This window comes from Roseateles amylovorans (genome assembly GCF_025398155.2).
In the GTDB taxonomy this organism is placed as follows: Bacteria; Pseudomonadota; Gammaproteobacteria; order Burkholderiales; family Burkholderiaceae_C; genus Roseateles; species Roseateles amylovorans.
The window spans coordinates 1,985,738-2,004,768 of the sequence record NZ_CP104562.2; the positions used below are offsets into that span (position 1 = coordinate 1,985,738).

Here is a 19,031-nt window from a genome sequence, read left to right on the forward strand (position 1 = left end):
CGCCATGATCATCGGCACCGCGGGTCACATCGACCACGGCAAGACCACGCTGGTCAAAGCGCTCACCGGCGTGGACACCGACCGTCTGCCGGAAGAGAAGCGTCGCGGCATCAGCATTGCGCTGGGCTATGCCTACCTGGACGCGGGCGAGGGCCAGCGCCTCGGGTTTGTCGATGTCCCGGGTCACGAGCGGCTGGTGCACACCATGCTCTCCGGCGCCACCGGCATCGATCATGCGCTGTTGCTGGTCGCGGCCGATGACGGCGTGATGCCGCAGACGCGTGAGCATCTGGCACTGCTGTCCCTGCTGGGCATCGAGCGCGGCACTGTCGCCCTGACCAAATGCGATCGTGCTGATGCGGCCTTGCGCGCCGCGCGCCGCGCCGAGATCGACGAACTGCTGGCCCACACCAGCCTGGCCGGTGCGCCGATCTTCGAGGTGGCCGCCACCACGGGGGAGGGCGTGGTCGCGCTTCGGCAGCACTTGCTGGCGCAGTCGCGGCAGATGCCGGCGCGCGACGTGGCCGGGCAGGGTTTCCGGCTGGCGATCGATCGGGTGTTCAGCCTGTCGGGCGTCGGCACGGTGTGCACCGGGACCGCGTATGCGGGAGAAGTGCGCATCGGCGATGAGCTGTGGCTGCTGCCGCCCGCTGCGGGCCAGGTGCCGCAGGTCGCGCGGGTGCGCAGCCTGCATGCGCAGAACGAATCGGTCGAGCATGCCCAGGTGGGTCAGCGGGTGGCCATCGGGCTGGCCGGCCTGGACAAGGATGAGGTCGCCCGCGGCCAGTGGCTGGCGGCGCCGGAGGTGGCGCAATGGAGCGACCGCATCGATGTCCGACTGCGGTTGTGGTCGGACGAGGCCAAGCCGCTGCGCAGCGGCACGCCGGTGCATGTGCATCTGGGCGCGGCGGAGGCGACCGGATCGGTGGCGATCCTGGGCGGTCTGGATGGTCAGGTGCTGGAACTGGTCCAGCCCGGCGCCGAGGCGCTGGTGCAGATCGTGCTGCATCAACCGATGTGCGGCTGGGCCGGCGATCGGGTGGTGCTGCGGGATGCGTCCGCCACGCGAGCCCTGGCGGGCGGTCGGGTGCTGGATCCGCAGGCGCCGGCGCGGTACCGACGTACGCCGCAACGTTTGGCGGAATTGATCGCCCTGTCGCAACCGGACCCGATCGAGCGATTGCGCGGGCTGTTGGCTCAGGCGCCGGCGGGCGTGGATCTGTCCCGGCTGGCGGCGGCACAAGGGCTGGCCCGCGACGCGCGAGCGCCCTGGTGGTCCGCTGCCGTGGCTCCGGGCCCGAAGGAGGCGAAGGTGGCGGAGGCCGCTTCCGACGCTGACGCCGGCGATGGCCTGGTCGGCGGTAGCGCTGAGGCCCTCAGTACCGGTCGAATTGAAGGAACGGCCGATGCGGCCATGGCGTCAGCCTGGGCGCTGGGGCCGATGCAGGCCGGTGTCTGGGAGGCGCTGGCGTTGGAGCGGCTCGCGCAATACCACCGGGATCAACCGGACGAGCTCGGGCCGGATCTGGCGCGCTGGCGGCGCCTGAGCGCGCCGCGCCTGGCGGAGCCGCTGTGGCGCGCCTTGGTGCAGCGCATGGCCGAACGCGGCCAGGTGCGATTGGCCGGCGCCGCGGTGCATCTGCCGGCGCACGGGGTGGCGCTGTCGGCGCTGGATGAACGGCTGGCGCAGAAGGTGCTGCCGCGCCTGGTGGAATCGGGCTTCGAAGGGTCCTGGGTGCGGGATCTGGCCGGCTTGGCGCAGGAGTCCGAGGCGCTGATGCGCACCACGCTTGCGCGATTGGCGCAGCGGGGGGAGTTGTTCCAGGTGGTGAAGGACTTGTACTATGCGCCGGCAGCGATTCACGCGCTGGCGCAATTGGCACGTGGTGCGGCGCAGGAAGATGGTGATGTGCGCGCGGCGCTGTTTCGGGACCGCAGCGGGCTGGGCCGCAAGCGGGCGATTCAGGTGCTGGAGTTCTTTGATCGCGTCGGGTTGCTCCGACGGGTGGGGGATGCGCATAAGCTGAGAGCGGATTGCCAGTTGTTCCTGGATGAGGGCGAGCCGGTGAAGGCCGCTTGAGATCATGGGGAGCGAGGGCGAAGGACGTCAGGACACACGCAGCGTCCGCGCAGCAGGCGCAGCAGGCGCAGCAGGCGCAGCACGCGCAGCAGGCGCAGCAGGCGTAGGACAAGGACAGACCGGGCTGGCCACAGGGCAGGGGACTTTCACCCCGCCCTCACGCCAGCCCCGCAGGGCTGTGGGAGGGGGAACGATCCCGGTGGATCGGCCAGGCTTCAAACCTGGTGGGTGGCGCCATGCGTTGCCGGGAGGGTTCGACCCCCTCCCCCCTCCGCCGGCAAGCGCCAGCTTGCCGGCTGCGCGACTCGATCTTGCGACTGCGGTGCTCGCCGTACGGGAGTACGGCTGCGCTCCTCGTCGCAACCTCGAGCCGCTCGCACGGCAATCTGACGCTCGCCGAACCGCTGACTTCCGGCACCCGCCCTCGGGGGCGGGGACGTGCCAGGACGTTCGGCGATGTCTCATTCCTCCTTTTTTCCCTCATTTCACCTCGCTGGCCTCGGCCGCGAGGTCGTTCGAGGATGCCCGGGTCGCTCGACCCGTCGCTTCCGCCCACCGCAGTTCCATCCACTCCATCGGGAGACTCTGATGTCCAACCTGTTCCACCACCTTCACCGCGCCGTGCGGGGCTTCTCCGTGGCCGCCCTGGTCGCCCTGTCCACCGTCGGCGCTGCCCATGCGCAGACCGTCCTGCGCGTGACCGCGATTCCGGATGAGTCGCCGACCGAGCTCGCCCGCAAGTTCGCACCGCTGGGCAAGTACCTGGAAAAAGAACTCGGCGTGAAGGTCGAGTGGACCCCAGTCACCGACTACGCCGCCGCCGTGGAAGCCGTGGTCAACAAGAAGATCGACCTGGCCTGGTTCGGCGGCTTCACCTTCGTCCAGGCCAATGTGCGCTCCGGCGGCAAGGTCGTGCCGCTGGTCCAGCGCGAGGAAGACGAAAAATTCCGATCGGTGTTCATCACCGATGCGAAGAGCGGCATCACCAAGCTCGACGACCTCAAAGGCAAGACGCTGAGCTTCGGCTCGGCCTCCAGCACCTCCGGCCATCTGATGCCCCGCAGCTTCCTGCTCGCCGCCAAGATCAATCCGGAATCCGACCTCAAGCGCATCAGCTTCTCCGGCGCGCATGACGCCACCGTCGCCGCCGTGGCCAGCGGCAAGGTGGACGCCGGCGCCCTCAACATCTCGGTGTGGGAAAAGCTGCTCAGCGAGAAGAAGGTCGATCCGGCCGAGGTGAAGGTGTTCTTCACCACGCCCACCTACTACGACTACAACTGGAGCGTGCATGCCGACATGCCCGCCGCCATGAAGGAAAAGCTCAAGCAAGCCTTCCTGAAGCTCAGCGATGCCACGCCCGAAGGCAAGGAGATCCTCGGCCTGCAGCGCGCCACCAAGTTCGTGCCGACCAAGCCGGAGAACTACACCGGCATCAAGGCCGCCGCCGAAAACGCCGGCCTGCTGAAGTGATCGCCTGATGTCGCTGCTGGAGTTGGACGGCCTGCGTCTGCAGGCCGGTGCGCGCTGCCTGATCCAGCCGCTGTCCCTGCGCATCGAGGCCGGCGAGCAGGTCGCGCTGATCGGCGCGTCCGGCGCCGGAAAAACCTCGCTGCTGCATGCCCTCGCACTCGCCCTGGCACCCGCCGATGGCCATCTGCGCCTCGGCGGCCAGGACGCCTGGGCCCTGTCGCATGCCGCCCGCCATCGGCTGCGCCGCCAGTTGATGCTCGCGCCGCAGCACCCACCGTTGCCACCCCGTCAGCGGGTGGTCACCGCCGTGCTGGCCGGCCTGCTGCCCGGTGCCGGTCTGGGTACGTCGCTGCGCATGCTGTTCAGCCCGTCCGCCGATCAAGCCCGCGTGGCATTCGATGCGCTGGACCGCCTCGAGCTGGGCAACCGCCTCTGGTCCCGTGTGGACCAACTCTCCGGCGGCGAGCGCCAGCGGGTCGCACTGGCGCGGTTGCTGGTGTCCCGCGCCGCCCTGTGGTTGGTCGATGAGCCGCTCTCCGCGCTGGATCCCCAGCGCGCGCAGCGCAGTCTGGCCGTGTTGCAGGAGGCCGCCCGCGCGCAGCAGCGCACGCTCGTCTGTAGCCTGCATCAGGTGGAATTGGCCCGCTCGCTTTTTCCCCGGGTGGTTGCCTTGCGCGAAGGCCGCCTGGTCTACGACGGCCCGTCCCACGGTCTGGACGACGCGCTGCTCGAAGCACTCTATGCCGGGCTGGACGATCGACCCCCATCCGCCGCCGATGACGATGCCCAGGGCGGTCCTGGCGATGCGACCCTGTCGCGCGCCGTGCCGCAGGCGATGTGTCGATGAACCTGGGTCTAAGCCCCATGAGCCCCATGAGCCCCATGAGCGCGATGGGCGCCGAGCCGTGGCGCCGCGATCCGGCCCTCACGCGGCGGATCGGTCTGGGCGTCGCGGTGCTGGTGCTGCTGTGGCCGCTGCTGGTCTGGTGCGAGTTCCGGCCCTGGGAACTGCTGGAGCCCCGCAGCCTGCGGGCGGCTCTCCGATTCGGCGTCCAGTTCCTGACGCCGCGTGTCGATGCGGAATTCCTGTGGATGGCGCTGGCCGACACCTGGCGCACGGTGGCGATGGCCACGGTGGGACTGGCGCTGGCCTGGGTGATCGCCGTGCCGCTGGCCTTGCTGGCGACGGCGCGGTTGTCGGTCTCCTCGCTCACCGGGCGCATGGCCGCGCTGCCGGCGTCCTTGCGCTGGACGTTGCGCACGCTGCTGGTGGTGCTGCGGTCGGTGCCCGAGCTGGTGTGGGCGCTGATGCTGGTGCGGGTGCTGGGCCTGGGGCCGGGGGCCGGGGTGCTGGCCATTGCGCTGTCCTACGGCGGCATGCTGGGCAAGGTCTACGCCGAAATCCTGGAGAGTGCCGACGCCACCCCGACCCAGGCGCTGCTGCGCGGGGGCGCCGGTCGGCTGCAGGCCTTCTTCTTCGGCACGCTGCCGGGCTGTGCCGACGAGCTCGTGAGCTACACCGTCTACCGCTGGGAATGCGCGATCCGGACCTCGGTGGTCCTGGGCTTCGTGGGCGCCGGCGGGCTGGGCCAGCAGCTGGACAACGCGACCAAGATGTTCGCGGGTGCTGAGGTCTCGACCATCCTGCTGATCTTCATGGCATTGGTGGCCTTGGCCGATCGTCTCAGTGCCTGGCTGCGCCCCAGCCGGATGGGTGCGACCGAGCACGGCACCGATCGACCGCCGCGTCGCACGAGCCTGTGGCTGCTGCTGGCGGCGTTGGCCGTCCTGGTGGTGGCCAGCTTCGTGTCGCTGCCGGTGCGTTGGGGCGATCTGCTGAGCGCGTCGGCGCTGTCGCAGATGGGCGCCTTCCTCTCTGAATTCTTCCCGCCGCAACTCGCGCCGGCCTTCCTGATGCGGGTGGGGCAGGGCGCATTGGAGACCCTGGCCATGTCGGCCCTGGGCAGTGGCTTGGCGGCCGTGGCGGGCCTGGCGTTGGCGCTGCTGGCCAGTCGACCGTCGGGTCTGCTGCGTGGCGCGACCTGGCTGCTGCTGAATGCCTTGCGCAGCGTGCCCGAGCTGGTGTGGGCGTCGATCCTGCTGGTGTCAGCGGGACTCGGGCCGATGCCGGGCACCCTGGCCCTGGCGCTGCACACCACGGGTGTGCTGGGTCGGCTGATGGCGGAGGCGCTGGAAAATGCACCGGCGCAGACGGCCCAGGCCTTGCGTTGGGCCGGGGCTTCGCGCTGGCAGGTATTTGCCTATGCCACCTTGCCGCAGGCCGCGCCGCAGTTGCTCAGCTACACGCTGTACCGCTGGGAGAACAACATCCGCGCGGCCGCGGTGCTGGGCGTGGTGGGGGCGGGCGGACTGGGGCAGATGTTGAGCGTGCACCTGGGCCTGTTCCAGATGCGCGAAACCAGCACCGTGGTCCTCGCGATGCTGGTGCTGGTGATGCTGGTGGATGCCTGTTCCTATGCGGCGCGACGCAAGCTCAATCGATGAGGCACGGGAGGCCTGAGCGATGAATCAAGAAGGATTGGCGCTGTTGATGGCGCGGGCGTCGGTGGGACCGAAGCATCTCGGCGTGCCGGGCCCGAGCGACGAGCAACTGCGGGTGATGGTCGAGGCCGCCCTGCATGCGCCGGACCACGGCGAACTGGTGCCGTTCCGGTTCAAGGTGGTGCGCGGCGAGGCCCGGGCGACGATGTCGCGCCTGTTTGGTGACGCCGCACGGCGCGCGGGCAAGGACGACGCAGGCATCGCGATGGACGAGGAACGCGCGCTGCTGCCGCCGATCACCGTGGCGGTGGTGGCGGCGCTGGACATGGGTCATCCGCAAGTTCCTGCTCATGAGCAATGGGCCTGCGTGGGCGGCGCGCTGACCAACTTCCTGAATGCGGCGCAGGCCTTGGGCTTCGGCGGCAAGATGCTGTCCGGCGCCAAGGCCCGCGATCCCGGTCTGGTAGCGGCCTTTTGCGCGCCCGGCGAAACGCTGCTCGGCTGGATCGCGCTGGGCACGCCGGTGCGCTCGCCCAAGCCGCGCGCAGCCAAGGCCAACGCCGACGCCGCGCTGCAGTTCTGGGGCGAGTGAGCGCTGTGCCCGTCACCCGTGAATGTAGGACTGCAGCTGCGCGATCGTCAGTTCGTCATCGGCAATGATGTCGTTCATCAGATCGCGGATCGACAGCATGCCGATCACCTCCTCGCCCTGCATCACCGGCAGGTGCCGGATCTTGCGTTGGCTCATCAGGCTCATGCAGTCCCGCATGTCGGTGCTGGGTTTGACCACCAGGACATTGGGCGTCATGACATCCTTGACCAGGGTGTGGCGTGAATCCCGTCCCTGCAGCGCGATCTTGCGGGTGTAGTCGCGCTCGGAAAAGATGCCCAGCAGGCGGTCGTCGGTCATGACGAGCAGGGCGCCCACATCATGCTCGGCCAGCAGATGCAGGGCATCGAACACCGTTGCATCGGGCGTGATGCGCCAGACGTTGGGACCACGGTTCTTCAGCAGTTCGGACACCGGTTTCATGGAGCCTCCTGGCGTGTCGTCGACGCGGCGGATCGGATCGATCGGACGAAGCCGCTGCCCGCCCGTCGAGTCATCAAGATAAGCCGCTTGGCGACGCGGCGCAAGACCCGGCCCCAAGGGGCACGGGGACAGTGGGTCGGTGGCGGCCCTTTGGGGAAGCAGGGGACGAGGGGGACCGCTCGGCCGCTCAGGCGCTGTTTCAGGCCTCGTGCGGCCGACGCGGCGCGGACCCTCGGCAAGCCGGATCACGCCTCATCCATCGGCATCGGGCCATCTCAGGCCCAAGCCCGACGGCTCGGTCGGATCAGGCCGGATGGGTGAGGTCGCGCAGGTGGGTGGGGCCGACGCGGCGCTCAATCTCGGCGAGCAGTTCACGGCCCCAGCCCAGGGCGAACAGGGCCTCGCCGACCACGAACATCGGGCCGACCAGCAAGCCGACCAGATCGTCGACGAACGCCGGTTTGCGGCCCTCGTAGTAATGGCCGACGAACTGGATGATCCAACCCACGATGAAGCTGCCCAGGCCCCAGGCCAGCCAGCCGCCGGTGGAGCCCGCTGCCAGCGGGTGGGCCAGGGCCATCAGCACCGCATTGACCAGCGCGGTGGCCAGTCCCAGCACCAGGTTGCCGCGGGTGAGGTACCAGGCGGCCGCGCCGGCCCACACCAGCCAGGCGGCGCTGAGCGTCCACTGGTCGATGTGGATCTGGGCCCGCGCTAACAGCACGCCGACGGCAAACACGATCAAGGGGATGCCCACGAAGTGGGTGGCGATGTTGCGGCGGTCGCGGTGATAGGCGGCGTATTGCGCCATCAGATCGGTCGCTTGGCGGTTCATGGCGGTCTCCGGATCTGTCTCGTTGTGCGGTAATGCTAGTGTGCTCGCCGCCGTCGTGGCGGTCAAAATGCCGTTTTTGCGGCTCCTGGTTTTCCCCTTATGACCTCGGACGACAACACCTTCGCCGCAAACGCCCCGGTCGGTGCCACCGGAAGCGGCGACCACCCCGCGACGCCTGGCCTGCGCACCGGCCGTCCCGGGCCGCCATGGCGCCGCAAGACGGGGTCGCCCCGCGTCATCAGTTTCGTGGCTCAGGTGGCGGTCGGCGTGGTGCTGGCGAGCGGATTGGCCGCCTGCGGCACCCGCGCTCCCGACATGGGCGCGGCGTCCCCAGCGCCTCTGACGAGCTCGCCGCGCGCACCGACGGAGGCGACTCACCCGCCCAACCTGCCCAACCTGCCCATGCGGCCGTCCGGCGCCACCGCAGCGGCGCCATCGACGGCAGCGAAGGTCGCCACCGCAGACGCATCCACCTTGCCCGCCCTGCGTTGCCCGGAGTGGCTGACGGCGCAGCGCCGGGACCAAGGGCGTCTGTATGCGGTCGATGGCCAGGCGTCGCAGATCCACATTCATGTCTTTCGGGCCGGCCGGCTGGCGTCGCTCGGCCACAACCATGTGCTGGGCGTGGACCGCTTGGTGGGGCATGTGTATGTACCCCAGCAGGGCTTGGGCGACGCGGGCGTCGAGCTGGCCTTCCGTCTGGAGGACCTGATCATCGACCGAGCCGAATGGCGCCAGGCCCTCGGTGCGGAGTTCGCGAGCCAGCCCTCGGCCGACGACATCGCCGGCACGCGGACCAACCTGCTGCGGGCGCTGGAGGCGTCGGACCATCCGGAGGTGCTGCTGCGCAGCCGCGCGGTGGAAGGCGCCTGGCCCCGGCTGGTGTTGACCATGGCCGTGCAACTGCATGGCCAGGTGAGGACCCTGGAGGTGGCGTTGGACGTCGCGCGTCCCGGCGTGTCGGCGGCGGTCGTCCCAGTCGATGAACGCGGGGCGACCGGCGGTCCGGGCGGTCCGGGAGATTCGGGCGCCGGCGCAGAGGCCGCACCGTTGCGCGCGAAAGGTCGGCTGGTGATTCGACAGAGCGAGTTCGGCCTCAAGCCCTTCGCGGTCCTGGGCGGGCTGCTGGCGGTACAGGATGCGCTGGTGGTGGACCTGGATCTCGTCGCGCAGCCGGTGGCGCAATGTCGGGGGGCGTGAGGCGAGGTCCGACGTCGTCCCTCACGGCCCGTGGATCGCGTAGATCGCGCGGATGCCGTGCTTACAACGCCGAGGTGCCGCCGGCCTGGCGTTCGGCCAGGGACTCATTGGGGCCGTCGTCGCCGGAGCGCAGGGTGAGGCACATCAGTTCCTTGGCCAGGTAGCGCCCGTCGGCCAGCCGCACGGCGCGCGGCAGGTGGCCATAGCAGACGAAGCCCATGCTGCGGTAGAGCGCCACCGCCGGCGCGTTGCTCGCGGTGACGCTGAGCGTGACCAGCTCCAGCCAGGGCTCATGCCGAAGCCGGGACAGCGCCTCCTGCAGCAGCGCGCGACCGATGCCCCGGCCCTGCTGCGCGTCATCCACCATCATGCCCACCAGGTGGGCGATGTGCTGCACCTTCTGCCGACCTTCCGCCTCACAGGTGAGCGCCCCCACCAAGCGATCGCCCGACCAGGCACCGAGCGTGAACAGGGCGCGGCCGCCCGCCTCGGGATGAAGTCGATGGCGGTAGCTGGCGGCCTGGCGCGTCTGTTCGGTGGCGGCGTCGGAGGTAAAGGCATGCTCATGGCGCGCCAGCATCCCGTCGCGCAGCGCCTTGTAGGCGGGCAGATCGGGCTCGGTCAGCAGCCGGAGCTCGGACCCTTCCAGCGACGTCGGACGCAGACCGGGATGCAGGTGCGAGGCCGCCTGGGCGACCGCGTCGGAGCCGCCGTCGGCGGCAGGGGCCTTCAGGGCGGGGCGGACGGTCACCGGCGCCGGATCGGCTTCAGGGATGGGGCCGCGGTTCAAGTCGCTCAAGCTCGCTCCTGTCGTTGATGTTGGCAAAGGCCCGATCGTCGCTCGGACGGTCGAACGGTACCAGCACCAAGGGCAGCGACCGCAGCCAGGCTTCGACGCGGCGCTCGCCGGCCTGCAAGGCCGCCTGCAGCGCGTCGCGATGGCGCAGATGCACCAGGCTGGCCAGCGGCTGGCTGCGCAGCGGTGTGTCGGGCGCCTCGCGACCCAGCGCCATGGCGCTGTCGTGGCCGTCGGTCAGGGCGGCCTGCAGGCGGGACGCCAGGTCCTCCGGCAGCCAGGGACTGTCGCCGCTGACGCACAGCAGCCAGTGATCGCTCGGGGGCGCGCCGGCGGCGGTGTCGCTCGGCGTGTGGGGGGCCTGGGCCGCCATCGCCGCGGCCTGCAGGGCCTGCACCGCGTCCATGCCGGCCAGCAGGCCGGCCAAGGGGCCGGGATAGTCCGGCCAGCTGTCGGTGACCACCGGATGGCCGTAGCGTCGGTAGTCGTCCAGATGCCGGTTGGCGCTGAGGACCACCCGGCCGTTCACCTGCGGTGCGATGCGGGCCAGCACATGCTCGACCAGCGGGCGGCCCTGAAAGGCTTGAAGCGGTTTGTCGACGCCGCCCATCCGGCTGCCGCGGCCGCCGCACAGCAGCACCGCGGTGATGGCCCGTGCCGCGGGGGCGGGAGCGGGCGGGGGCAAAGGCGCGTGCGCGTGTGCGTGAGGGTGCGAGGGCAGCATGGCGTGCGGCTCGATGCCCGTCATCAGCCGCCGATGTAGTGCATCTCGACCCGTCGCGCACCGCCCGCCTCGGAGGGCGGCAGCGAGGCGCGCAGCTCGGAATAGCGGTCCGCACGACGTTGCCACAGCGTGCCCAGGGCGCCGGCGATTTCCGCATCGCTGCGGGCCGGCAGGTCGCCCTGGCCGCGCAGCAGGGCGCGCAGGTCGTGGCCATCGGAGGCGAACAGGCAGGTGTAAAGCCGTCCTTCGGTGGAGAGCCGGGCGCGGTTGCAGTCGCCGCAGAAGGCCTGGGTGACGCTGGAGATCAGCCCGATCTCGCCCGAGCCGTCGGCATAGCCCCAGCGGGTGGCGGTTTCGCCTTCGGTGGTCGGGGCCAGGGGCACCAGATCCATGTGCTCGCGCAGCCGGGCGAGCACCTGCGCCGATGGAAGCACCTCGTCCATCCGCCAGCCGTTGCTCATGCCGACGTCCATGTACTCGATGAAGCGCAGCACCACGCCGGTCCCGCGGAAGTGACGCGCCATCGGCAGGATCTGATGGTCGTTGGTGCCCCGCTTGACCACCATGTTGACCTTGATCGGCGCCAGCCCGACCGACTGCGCGGTCTCGATGCCGTGCAGCACCTCGGCCACCGGGAAGTCCACATCGTTCATGCGGCGGAACACCGCGTCGTCCAGTGCATCGAGGCTGACGGTCACCCGCTTCAGGCCGGCGTCCTTGAGCGCCTGCGCCTTGCGGGCGAGCAGCGAGCCGTTGGTGGTCAGCGTGAGATCCAGCGGCTGATCGTCGGGCGTGCGCAGTTCGGCCAACTGGGCGATCAGTGCTTCAATGTTGCGGCGCAGCAGCGGTTCGCCACCGGTGAGCCGCAGCTTCTGCACGCCGAGCCCGGCGAACACGCCGGCCAGCCGGGTGATCTCCTCGAAGCTCAACAGGTCGCGATGCGGCAGGAATTGGTAGTCCTTGTCGAAGACTTCCTTGGGCATGCAATAGCTGCAGCGGAAGTTGCAGCGATCGGTGACCGAGATGCGCAGGTCGCGCAGCGGCCGCCCGCGCGCATCCAGCCAGGGGCCTGAAAGGTCCGGCAACGGGGCGGGGACGGGGGGAATGCGCCCGACCTGGCGAAGGTCGAACAGGGGAATCACGCCATCGGTCATAGGGCGCGATTGTGCCGCCGCGTCGATGTCCGCGCCGGGCAAAGGTCTGATGCGAATCCCGTCCCTTGTGCAGAACGGCCGCCGGCGGCGGGCCTTCATGCGCCGTACGGTGGCGCGTTGGGGGCGAGGTGGGGCGGGGCCGACCGGGTCGGCCGTGTCGCTACCCTGTAGGACTTGTCACTTGCGCGACGGGCCTGCAATCGATTGAATGCGGTCCATGACTTTGACCCCCAGCACTGTCCTCCATGCCGATCTGGCGAGTTTCGTGTCGTTTGGCGAAGCGCTGACCGACATGGTGCGTGAGGGCCCTGATCTCTGGCGCAGCCGCACCGGCGGCTCGCCGTGGAATGTGGCGATTGCGATGTCGCGGCTGGGTCAGCTGAGCGCCTTTGCCGGCGGCATCAGCAAGGACCGCTTCGGCCAGGCGCTGTGGCAGGCCAGTGCGGATGCCAGCCTGGACCTGCGTTTCATCCAGCAGTTCGCCAAGTCACCGTTGATGGCCTATGTGCATGAGGTCGATCCGCCGGAGTATTGCTTCGTCGGCGACGACAGCGCGGATCTGCACTTCCGCCCGCATGCCTTGCCCGCCGGATGGCGGCGTGCGTTGCGGTGGGCGCATTTCGGATCGATCAGCCTGACGCGCGAGCCGCTGGCCGCGCGGCTGGTGGCGCTGGCCGAGTCGCTCAAGGATGACGGCGTGCGGATCAGCTACGACCCCAACTACCGCATCACGATGGACTCGCGCTATGACCGCACGCTGGAGCGCATGTGCCGCATCGCCGATGTGATCAAGGTCTCCGACGACGACCTGCGCGGCCTGTTCCGCAGCCGCGACCATCACCTGGGCCTGGCCCAGATCGCGGCCTGGAATCCTCGGGCAATCGTGATGCTGACGCTGGGCGAGCGCGGCGCGCAGCTGTTCCATCCCAAGGGGGACCTGAGCGCCAGCCCGCCGGTGCTCGAAGGTGCGCTCGACACCGTCGGTGCCGGCGATGCCGCGATGGGCGGACTCCTGTTCAGCCTGATGCAGGACCCGCAGGAGGATCCGGAAGAGCACCTGCGCTGGGCCGTGGCCGCCGCCGCCGCGGCCTGCACCGGCGCGGGGGTGCATGGGCTGTCGTCCGGTCGGGTGTCGGCGTTCCTGGGTCTGGTGCGGGTGCAGCCGGTCGAGGTGGTCTGAGGGCCATCGCCGTGACCTCGGCGGGCGTCGATGCCGCTTCCGGGGCGATGTCGGGGCGATGTCGTGCTGATGCCCTTCTGATGCCGTTCTGATGCCGTGCCGATGCCGTGCCGATGCCGTGGTGCTTCGGCAGCGGCGGGGCTCAGTCCCGTTTAGTGGCCACGAGGGATTTGAGCGCGCCGACCTGCAGACGAGCGCGGTCCGGTTCCTCTTCGGTCAAGGGCTCGACTTCCACCAAGCTCGCACGGCTGCGCTGCGCCAGGGCGTGATAGGCCTCGGTGCCTTCTCGCTTCCAGCGGATCTCGTCCTCGGTCAGCGGCCGCAGGACCTTCGCGGGCAGTCCGGCGATGAGCGACTTCTCCGGCAGCTTCAAGCCGGCCCGCACGAAGGCGCAGGCCGCCACGATGCTGAACGCGCCCACCTCCGCTTCATCCATCACCACCGCATTCATGCCGACCAGCGCATCGTGCCGCACCACGCAGCCATGCAGCACGGCGCCGTGGCCGATGTGGCCGTTGGTCTCGACCACGGTGTCGGAGTCCGGAAAGCCGTGGATCACGCAGGTGTCCTGCAGATTGGCGCCCGCCATCAACCGAATCCGCCCGAAGTCACCCCGCAGTGACGCACAGGGGCCGACATAGCAGCCCGGCCCGACGATGACATCGCCGATCAGCACCGCGGTCGGATGCACATAGGCCTGCGGATGAACAACCGGCGACAGGCCGTCAATGGCGTAGCAGGGCATGAAATCGCTCCTTGGTAGGTGGTAACCCTATGTTTTCGATCTTGTTTTGCGGCCTGAGGCCTCGTAGTATCTACCGACCGGTCGGTAAATTGAATATCGATCCAAAAAAGCTGAAAAAGCTGAATCCACGAAGGCTGAGGAGACAAGCCGAATGAGCACCGCCCCGCACGAACCTGCTACGCGGTCGGACAGTCCGGACAGCCCGTTGTTGGTCAGTCAGGAAGGCGCCGTGCGCGTCCTGACACTGAACCGGCCGCAGGCCTTGAATGCGTTCACGACCGGACTGCTCGGTCAGGTGCGCATCGCCCTGGACGATGCCGCCAAGGACGCGGGGGTGCGGGCGGTGCTCATCACCGGTTCCGGTCGCGCGTTCTGCGCCGGCCAGGACCTGTCGGACCCTCATATCAAGCCCGAGTTCGAAGCCACCAGCGGTGAGGTCGATCCCCATCGCCGGCCCAAGGCCAAGGACATCGGCAATCTGCTCGATCACTACTACATTCCGCTCGCGCTGCGCCTGCGCAGCATGCCGGTACCGACCGTCTGCGCGGTCAATGGCGTGGCGGCTGGCGCTGGGGCCAACTTCGCGCTGGGCTGCGACCTGGTGATCGCGGCCCAGTCGGCCTCGTTCATCCAGGCCTTCTCGAAGATCGGCCTGGTGCCCGACTGCGGCGGCACCTGGCTGCTGACCCGTCTGGTGGGCCGCGCCCGCGCGCTGCAGCTCACCCTGCTGGGCGACAAGCTCCCCGCAGCCGAGGCGCAGCAATGGGGCCTGATCGCCCGCTGCGTCCCGGATGCCGAGCTGGCTTCCGAAGCGATGGCCCTGGCCCAGCGGCTGGCGAAGATGCCCACCCGGGCGCTGGTCCAGACCCGCGAGGCGCTGGATGCGTCGATGGAGCTGGAGTTCGAGGAATCGCTGCGGCTGGAAGCCCGTCTGCAAAGCCAGCTCGGTTATGCGCACGACTATCTCGAGGGCGCCGCCGCCTTCCTGACCAAGCGCCCACCGCAGTTCAAGGACCGCTGATGTCCGCGCAGCCCGACGCCAGCGCCTCCTGCCCGATCCCTGTGGATGAGCCGTCTGTCGCGTCGACGGCGATGACATCGCCTCAACGCATCGCCGAGCAGGTACGCGACACGATGTTCGCCAATGACCGTGCGTCCAAGGGCCTGGGCATCGGCGTCCTGGCGATTGCCCCCGGCACGGCCACCTTGCGCATGACGGTGCGCCCGGACATGCTCAACGGCTTCGACATCTGCCACGGCGGCATCGTGACCACGCTGGCGGATTCCTGTTTTGCTTTCGCCTGCAACTCGCACAACGAGATGACGGTGGCTTCCGGATTCGCGATCGACATCGTCGCGCCATCCCGGGAAGGCGATGTGCTGACCGCAGTGGCGACCGAGGTGTCGCTGGCCGGTCGCACCGGTGTCTACGACATCACTGTCACCAATCAACGCGACGAGCTGATCGCTGTCTTTCGCGGCCGTTCCTATCGCCTCAAGGGCAAGCCCGTGGTGTCGGAACCGATCGCCAAGACCTAGGAGACCGATCCCATGCCGGTGAAGCGCCCCGCCCCAGGCGACCTGGAACCCATCGAACGTGCGAGCCAGGACGAACTCCGCTCGCTGCAGCTGCAGCGCCTGCGCCACACGCTCCAGCAGGCCTACGACCATGTGCCGCACTATCGGGCCGCCTTCGATGCGAAGGGGGTTCATCCGTCCGATCTCAAGGACCTGAGCGACCTGCGCCTGTTTCCCTTCACCACCAAGCAGCATCTGCGGGAGCACTATCCCTTCGGCATGTTCGCCGTGCCTCGCGAGCAGGTGGTGCGGGTGCATGCCTCTTCGGGCACGACCGGCAAGCCGACGGTGGTGGGCTACACCCGGCAGGACATCGACCACTGGGCCGACCTGGTCGCCCGCTCGCTGCGCGCGGCGGGCACGCGGCCCGGGGACATCGTCCATGTGGCCTACGGCTACGGCCTGTTCACTGGCGGCCTGGGCGCGCATTACGGCGCGGAACGGCTGGGCTGCACCGTGATTCCGGTGTCGGGCGGTCAGACCGAAAAGCAGGTCCAGCTGATCCAGGACTTCCGTCCCGACGTGATCATGGTCACGCCCAGCTACATGCAGGTGATCGTCGAGGAATTCGCACGCCAGGGCCTGGATGCGCGGGACAGCTCGCTGAAGGTCGGCGTCTTTGGTGCGGAGCCCTGGACCGAGGCGATGCGCCGCGAGATCGAACACAAGGCCGGCATCGATGCGGTCGACATCTATGGCCTGTCCGAGGTGATGGGCCCCGGCGTGGCCAGCGAATGCATCGAGACCAAGGATGGTCCGGTGATCTGGGAGGACCATTTCTATCCCGAGATCGTCGACCCCGACACCGGCGAGGTGCTGCCGGAGGGCGCTGAGGGCGAGCTGGTATTCACCTCGCTGACCAAGCAGGCGCTGCCGGTGATCCGCTACCGCACCCGCGACCTCACCCGGTTGCTGCCGCCCACGGCGCGCAGCATGCGGCGCATGGGCAAGATCGTCGGCCGCAGCGACGACATGCTGATCATCCGCGGCGTGAATCTCTTTCCGACCCAGATCGAAGAACTGGTGCTGGCGGAGCCGGGACTGTCGGGCCAGTACCAGATCGTGGTCAGCCGCGACCGCCATCTGGATGAGGTCGAGGTGCGCTGCGAGCTGTCGGCGGTGGGGCAGGGCGTGGACGCGGCGAGCGTGTCGACCTCGCTGCAGCATCGCATCAAGACCTTGATCGGCGTCTCGACACGCGTCACCGTCGGCGCGCCGGATTCGATCGAACGCACGTTGGTGGGCAAGGCCCGCCGCGTGGTGGACAAGCGCCCGAAATGAGGGCCTGAAATGAAGCGTCCCCTCAGGCGATGAGCGGCGGGGAGCGGGACCGATGGTCGGACAGCCTCCGGCCATGGCGTCCCACCGAGGACAGGTCGGGTCTCACAAGGACCCGCTTCAAGGAGAAGTGATGTACACCCAAGCCATGAGCGTCGGTCCCCAGGACCAGGCGGCCAAGCTGCAGACCGCCGAAGAGCAGCAGCGCAATGACGCCTTCGAGGCCCGCATCGAGGCGGGCGACTTCATCGAGGCCAAGGACTGGATGCCGGAGCACTACCGCAAGACGCTGGTGCGGCAGATCAGCCAGCATGCGCATTCCGAGATCGTCGGCATGTTGCCCGAGGGCAACTGGATCACCCGCGCCCCGTCGCTCAAGCGCAAGGCCATCCTGCTGGCCAAGGTGCAGGACGAGGGCGGCCACGGCCTGTACCTCTACTCCGCCGCCGAAACCCTGGGCACCAGCCGCGACCAGATGCTGGACGCGCTGCACAGCGGCCGGGCCAAGTACAGCTCCATCTTCAACTACCCGACCCTGACCTGGGCGGACATCGGCGTGATCGGCTGGCTGGTGGACGGCGCGGCCATCATGAACCAGGTGCCGCTGTGCCGCTGCTCCTACGGGCCGTATGCCCGCGCGATGATCCGCATCTGCCGCGAGGAGAGCTTCCATCAACGCCAGGGCTACGAGAGCCTGCTGACGATGATGCGCGACGGCACCGAGGCCCAGAAGGCCCTGGTGCAGGACGCGGTGAACCGCTGGTGGTGGCCCTCGCTGATGATGTTCGGCCCGGCGGACAAGGATTCGCCGAACTCCGAGCAGTCGATGCGCTGGGGCATCAAGCGGCTGACCAACGACGAGCTGCGCCAGAAGTTCGTCGATGCCACGGTGCCGCAGGCGGAACTGCTGGGGATTTCGCTGCCCGATGCGGACCTGAAGTGGAACGCCGAGCGCGATCACTACGACTTCGGCGCCATCGACTGGAACGAATTCTGGCGCGTCGTGGGCGGCAACGGCCCGTGCAACACCGAGCGGCTGCAGACCCGGGTCAAGGCCTGGGACGACGGCGCCTGGGTGCGCGAGGCCGCACTGTCCCATGCCCGCAAACGCGCCACCGAGGCCAAGGCCGCCTGAGACCCTGGCAGGCGTGGTCCGACAGCGGCGGGGTGTTCCATCCGCCGGCTTGTCGTCGATCCGCTCTCCCCACGACCTGCCTCCCATCGACCCGATTACCGAGCCCTCGCACCATGAGCATCAATCAACAAACTGGCGGCCATGAATGGCCCTTGTGGGAAGTCTTTGTCCGCAGCAAGGCGGGCCTGGACCACAAGCATTGCGGCAGCCTGCATGCGCCCGACCCGAAGATGGCGCTGCAGATGGCGCGCGATGTCTACACCCGGCGCCAGGAAGGCGTGAGCATCTGGGTGGTGCCGTCGTCCGCCATCGTGGCCTCCGACCCCGGCGAGAAGTCGATGTATTTCGATCCGATGGAGGACAAGGTCTACCGCCATCCGACCTTCTACGAACTGCCCGCGTCGGTCGATCACATGTGAGCCCTGCGCGCCGATGTCGCGGCTGATGCGCTGATGCGCTGATGTGCTGCTGCATCAATGCGCCGATGCGCCGATGCGCGCCCCAGGCGACGCCCACGACCTTGCGACATTGACGGGACCTGCCCCATGACTGCCTCCATCCAACCCAGCACACGCGACGACGTGCGCTATCTGCTCCCGCTCGGCGACGCCTGCCTGGTGCTGTCGCATCGGCTGTCCGAATGGTGCGGCCATTCGCCGATCCTGGAAGAGGATCTGGCGCTGGGCAACATCGCGCTGGACCTGCTGGGCCAGGCGCGCGCGGTGCTCACCCGCGCCGGTCAGCTCGATGGCCAGTCCTTCGACGAAGACCAGCTCGCCTTCCTGCGCGACGAGCGCCACTACCTCAACCCGGTGATGATGGAGTTGCCCCGCGGCGATTTCGCCTTCACCCAGGCGCGCAACCTGATGGCCGCCTGCTGGCTGCTGCCGCTGTGGACCCGTCTGCAGGCTTCGTCCGATGCCGAGGTGGCGGCGATTGCGGCCAAGGCGGTCAAGGAGGTGCGCTATCACCAGCAGCACGCCGCGGAATGGGTGGTGCGGCTGGGCGATGGCTCGGAGGAATCCACCCGTCGGATGACGACCGCGCTGGCGCAGCTCTGGCCTTATGTGAACGAGCTGTTCGCGACCGACGAGACCGATGCCGCCGCCGAACGCAGCGGCCTCGGCCCGGCCTGGTCCACGCTGAAACCGGAATGGGATGCGGCGATGGACGAGGTCCTGGCCGAGGCCCGGCTGGCCCGACCCGCCGACACGCCGCATGTCTACGCTGGCCGGCTCGGCGTACACAGCGAGCACATGGGCCACCTGCTGGCCACGATGCAGTCGCTGCCGCGCGCCTATCCGGGCGGGGTGTGGTGAGC

General features: G+C 68.9%; 19 protein-coding genes and 1 tRNA gene. 14 read left to right on the top strand and 6 right to left on the bottom strand.

All coding sequences use genetic code 11. From position 1 onward, the window contains the following. The first annotated feature begins 4 nt into the window (after positions 1-4). From selB to N4261_RS08520, 6 genes are all read left to right on the top strand, one after another. Positions 5-2,080, top strand: a complete 2,076-nt coding sequence (gene selB, locus N4261_RS08495; protein ID WP_261759724.1) for a selenocysteine-specific translation elongation factor — start codon at positions 5-7, stop codon at positions 2,078-2,080. Between the two features lie 181 nt (positions 2,081-2,261). Beyond that, positions 2,262-2,354 (top strand) — tRNA-Sec (locus tag N4261_RS08500). Positions 2,355-2,668: 314 nt separating this feature from the next. Then, on the top strand, positions 2,669-3,550 hold the full coding sequence (locus N4261_RS08505) for a putative selenate ABC transporter substrate-binding protein (RefSeq protein WP_261759725.1): 882 nt from the start codon (positions 2,669-2,671) through the stop codon (positions 3,548-3,550). A gap of 7 nt (positions 3,551-3,557) precedes the next feature. Next, a complete protein-coding gene (locus tag N4261_RS08510; RefSeq protein ID WP_261759726.1) occupies positions 3,558-4,397 on the top strand; it encodes a phosphonate ABC transporter ATP-binding protein in 840 nt (279 codons plus the stop codon). Positions 4,398-4,423: 26 nt separating this feature from the next. Further along, on the top strand, positions 4,424-6,055 hold the full coding sequence (gene phnE, locus N4261_RS08515) for a phosphonate ABC transporter, permease protein PhnE (RefSeq protein WP_261759727.1): 1,632 nt from the start codon (positions 4,424-4,426) through the stop codon (positions 6,053-6,055). Positions 6,056-6,074: 19 nt separating this feature from the next. Beyond that, entirely contained in the window at positions 6,075-6,644 is a 570-nt protein-coding gene (locus N4261_RS08520; RefSeq protein ID WP_261759728.1) for a nitroreductase family protein, read from the top strand. A 12-nt stretch (positions 6,645-6,656) separates the two neighbouring features. On the opposite strand, the gene N4261_RS08525 is transcribed toward N4261_RS08520, so the two are convergent. Together N4261_RS08525 and N4261_RS08530 are read right to left on the bottom strand one after the other, a co-directional pair. After that, a complete protein-coding gene (locus N4261_RS08525) occupies positions 6,657-7,085 on the bottom strand; it encodes a CBS domain-containing protein (protein WP_261759729.1) in 429 nt (142 codons plus the stop codon). Between the two features lie 304 nt (positions 7,086-7,389). After that, positions 7,390-7,920 (bottom strand): Mpo1 family 2-hydroxy fatty acid dioxygenase, encoded by a 531-nt coding sequence (locus N4261_RS08530; RefSeq protein WP_261759730.1) that lies wholly within the window; start codon positions 7,918-7,920, stop codon positions 7,390-7,392. Between the two features lie 99 nt (positions 7,921-8,019). Between N4261_RS08530 and N4261_RS08535 the strand changes: the two genes are divergently transcribed. Next, positions 8,020-9,120 carry a hypothetical protein gene (locus N4261_RS08535; RefSeq protein ID WP_261759731.1) on the top strand — a complete coding sequence of 367 codons (1,101 nt, stop codon included), beginning with the start codon at positions 8,020-8,022 and terminating at the stop codon, positions 9,118-9,120. A gap of 61 nt (positions 9,121-9,181) precedes the next feature. Here N4261_RS08535 and N4261_RS08540 read toward each other — a convergent pair whose 3' ends face one another. The 3 genes from N4261_RS08540 to moaA all read right to left on the bottom strand — a co-directional run bounded on the left by N4261_RS08540 (position 9,182) and on the right by moaA (position 11,794). After that, complete coding sequence (locus N4261_RS08540) at positions 9,182-9,919, bottom strand: GNAT family N-acetyltransferase (RefSeq protein WP_261759732.1); 738 nt, start codon at positions 9,917-9,919, stop codon at positions 9,182-9,184. Next, positions 9,888-10,601 carry a molybdenum cofactor guanylyltransferase MobA gene (gene mobA, locus N4261_RS08545; RefSeq protein ID WP_261759733.1) on the bottom strand — a complete coding sequence of 238 codons (714 nt, stop codon included), beginning with the start codon at positions 10,599-10,601 and terminating at the stop codon, positions 9,888-9,890. The genes N4261_RS08540 and mobA overlap by 32 nt, the downstream gene beginning before the upstream one ends. Positions 10,602-10,663: 62 nt before the next feature. After that, positions 10,664-11,794 carry a GTP 3',8-cyclase MoaA gene (gene moaA, locus N4261_RS08550; protein WP_261759734.1) on the bottom strand — a complete coding sequence of 377 codons (1,131 nt, stop codon included), beginning with the start codon at positions 11,792-11,794 and terminating at the stop codon, positions 10,664-10,666. Between the two features lie 217 nt (positions 11,795-12,011). Between moaA and N4261_RS08555 the strand changes: the two genes are divergently transcribed. Further along, positions 12,012-12,974: a carbohydrate kinase family protein gene (locus tag N4261_RS08555; protein WP_261759735.1), complete on the top strand. Its 963-nt coding sequence runs from the start codon at positions 12,012-12,014 to the stop codon at positions 12,972-12,974. Between the two features lie 142 nt (positions 12,975-13,116). Here the strand turns inward: N4261_RS08555 and N4261_RS08560 are convergent, their stop codons facing one another. Then, the gene (locus N4261_RS08560; RefSeq protein ID WP_261759736.1) at positions 13,117-13,719 is read right to left on the bottom strand and encodes a phenylacetic acid degradation protein PaaY; all 603 of its coding nucleotides are present in this window, start codon (positions 13,717-13,719) and stop codon (positions 13,117-13,119) included. A gap of 151 nt (positions 13,720-13,870) precedes the next feature. Between N4261_RS08560 and N4261_RS08565 the strand changes: the two genes are divergently transcribed. The 6 genes from N4261_RS08565 (at position 13,871) to paaC (ending at position 19,029) form a co-directional block, all read left to right on the top strand. Next, positions 13,871-14,740, top strand: a complete 870-nt coding sequence (locus N4261_RS08565; RefSeq protein ID WP_261759737.1) for an enoyl-CoA hydratase-related protein — start codon at positions 13,871-13,873, stop codon at positions 14,738-14,740. Positions 14,741-14,811: 71 nt separating this feature from the next. Then, entirely contained in the window at positions 14,812-15,258 is a 447-nt protein-coding gene (paaI, locus tag N4261_RS08570) for a hydroxyphenylacetyl-CoA thioesterase PaaI (protein WP_261760656.1), read from the top strand. Positions 15,259-15,270: 12 nt separating this feature from the next. Then, a complete protein-coding gene (paaK, locus tag N4261_RS08575; RefSeq protein WP_261759738.1) occupies positions 15,271-16,578 on the top strand; it encodes a phenylacetate--CoA ligase PaaK in 1,308 nt (435 codons plus the stop codon). A 130-nt stretch (positions 16,579-16,708) separates the two neighbouring features. Further along, positions 16,709-17,710 (top strand): 1,2-phenylacetyl-CoA epoxidase subunit PaaA, encoded by a 1,002-nt coding sequence (paaA, locus tag N4261_RS08580; protein ID WP_261759739.1) that lies wholly within the window; start codon positions 16,709-16,711, stop codon positions 17,708-17,710. Between the two features lie 113 nt (positions 17,711-17,823). Then, positions 17,824-18,129, top strand: a complete 306-nt coding sequence (paaB, locus tag N4261_RS08585) for a 1,2-phenylacetyl-CoA epoxidase subunit PaaB (protein ID WP_261759740.1) — start codon at positions 17,824-17,826, stop codon at positions 18,127-18,129. 126 nt (positions 18,130-18,255) lie between these two features. After that, a complete protein-coding gene (gene paaC / locus N4261_RS08590; protein WP_261759741.1) occupies positions 18,256-19,029 on the top strand; it encodes a 1,2-phenylacetyl-CoA epoxidase subunit PaaC in 774 nt (257 codons plus the stop codon). Positions 19,030-19,031: the final 2 nt, after the last annotated feature.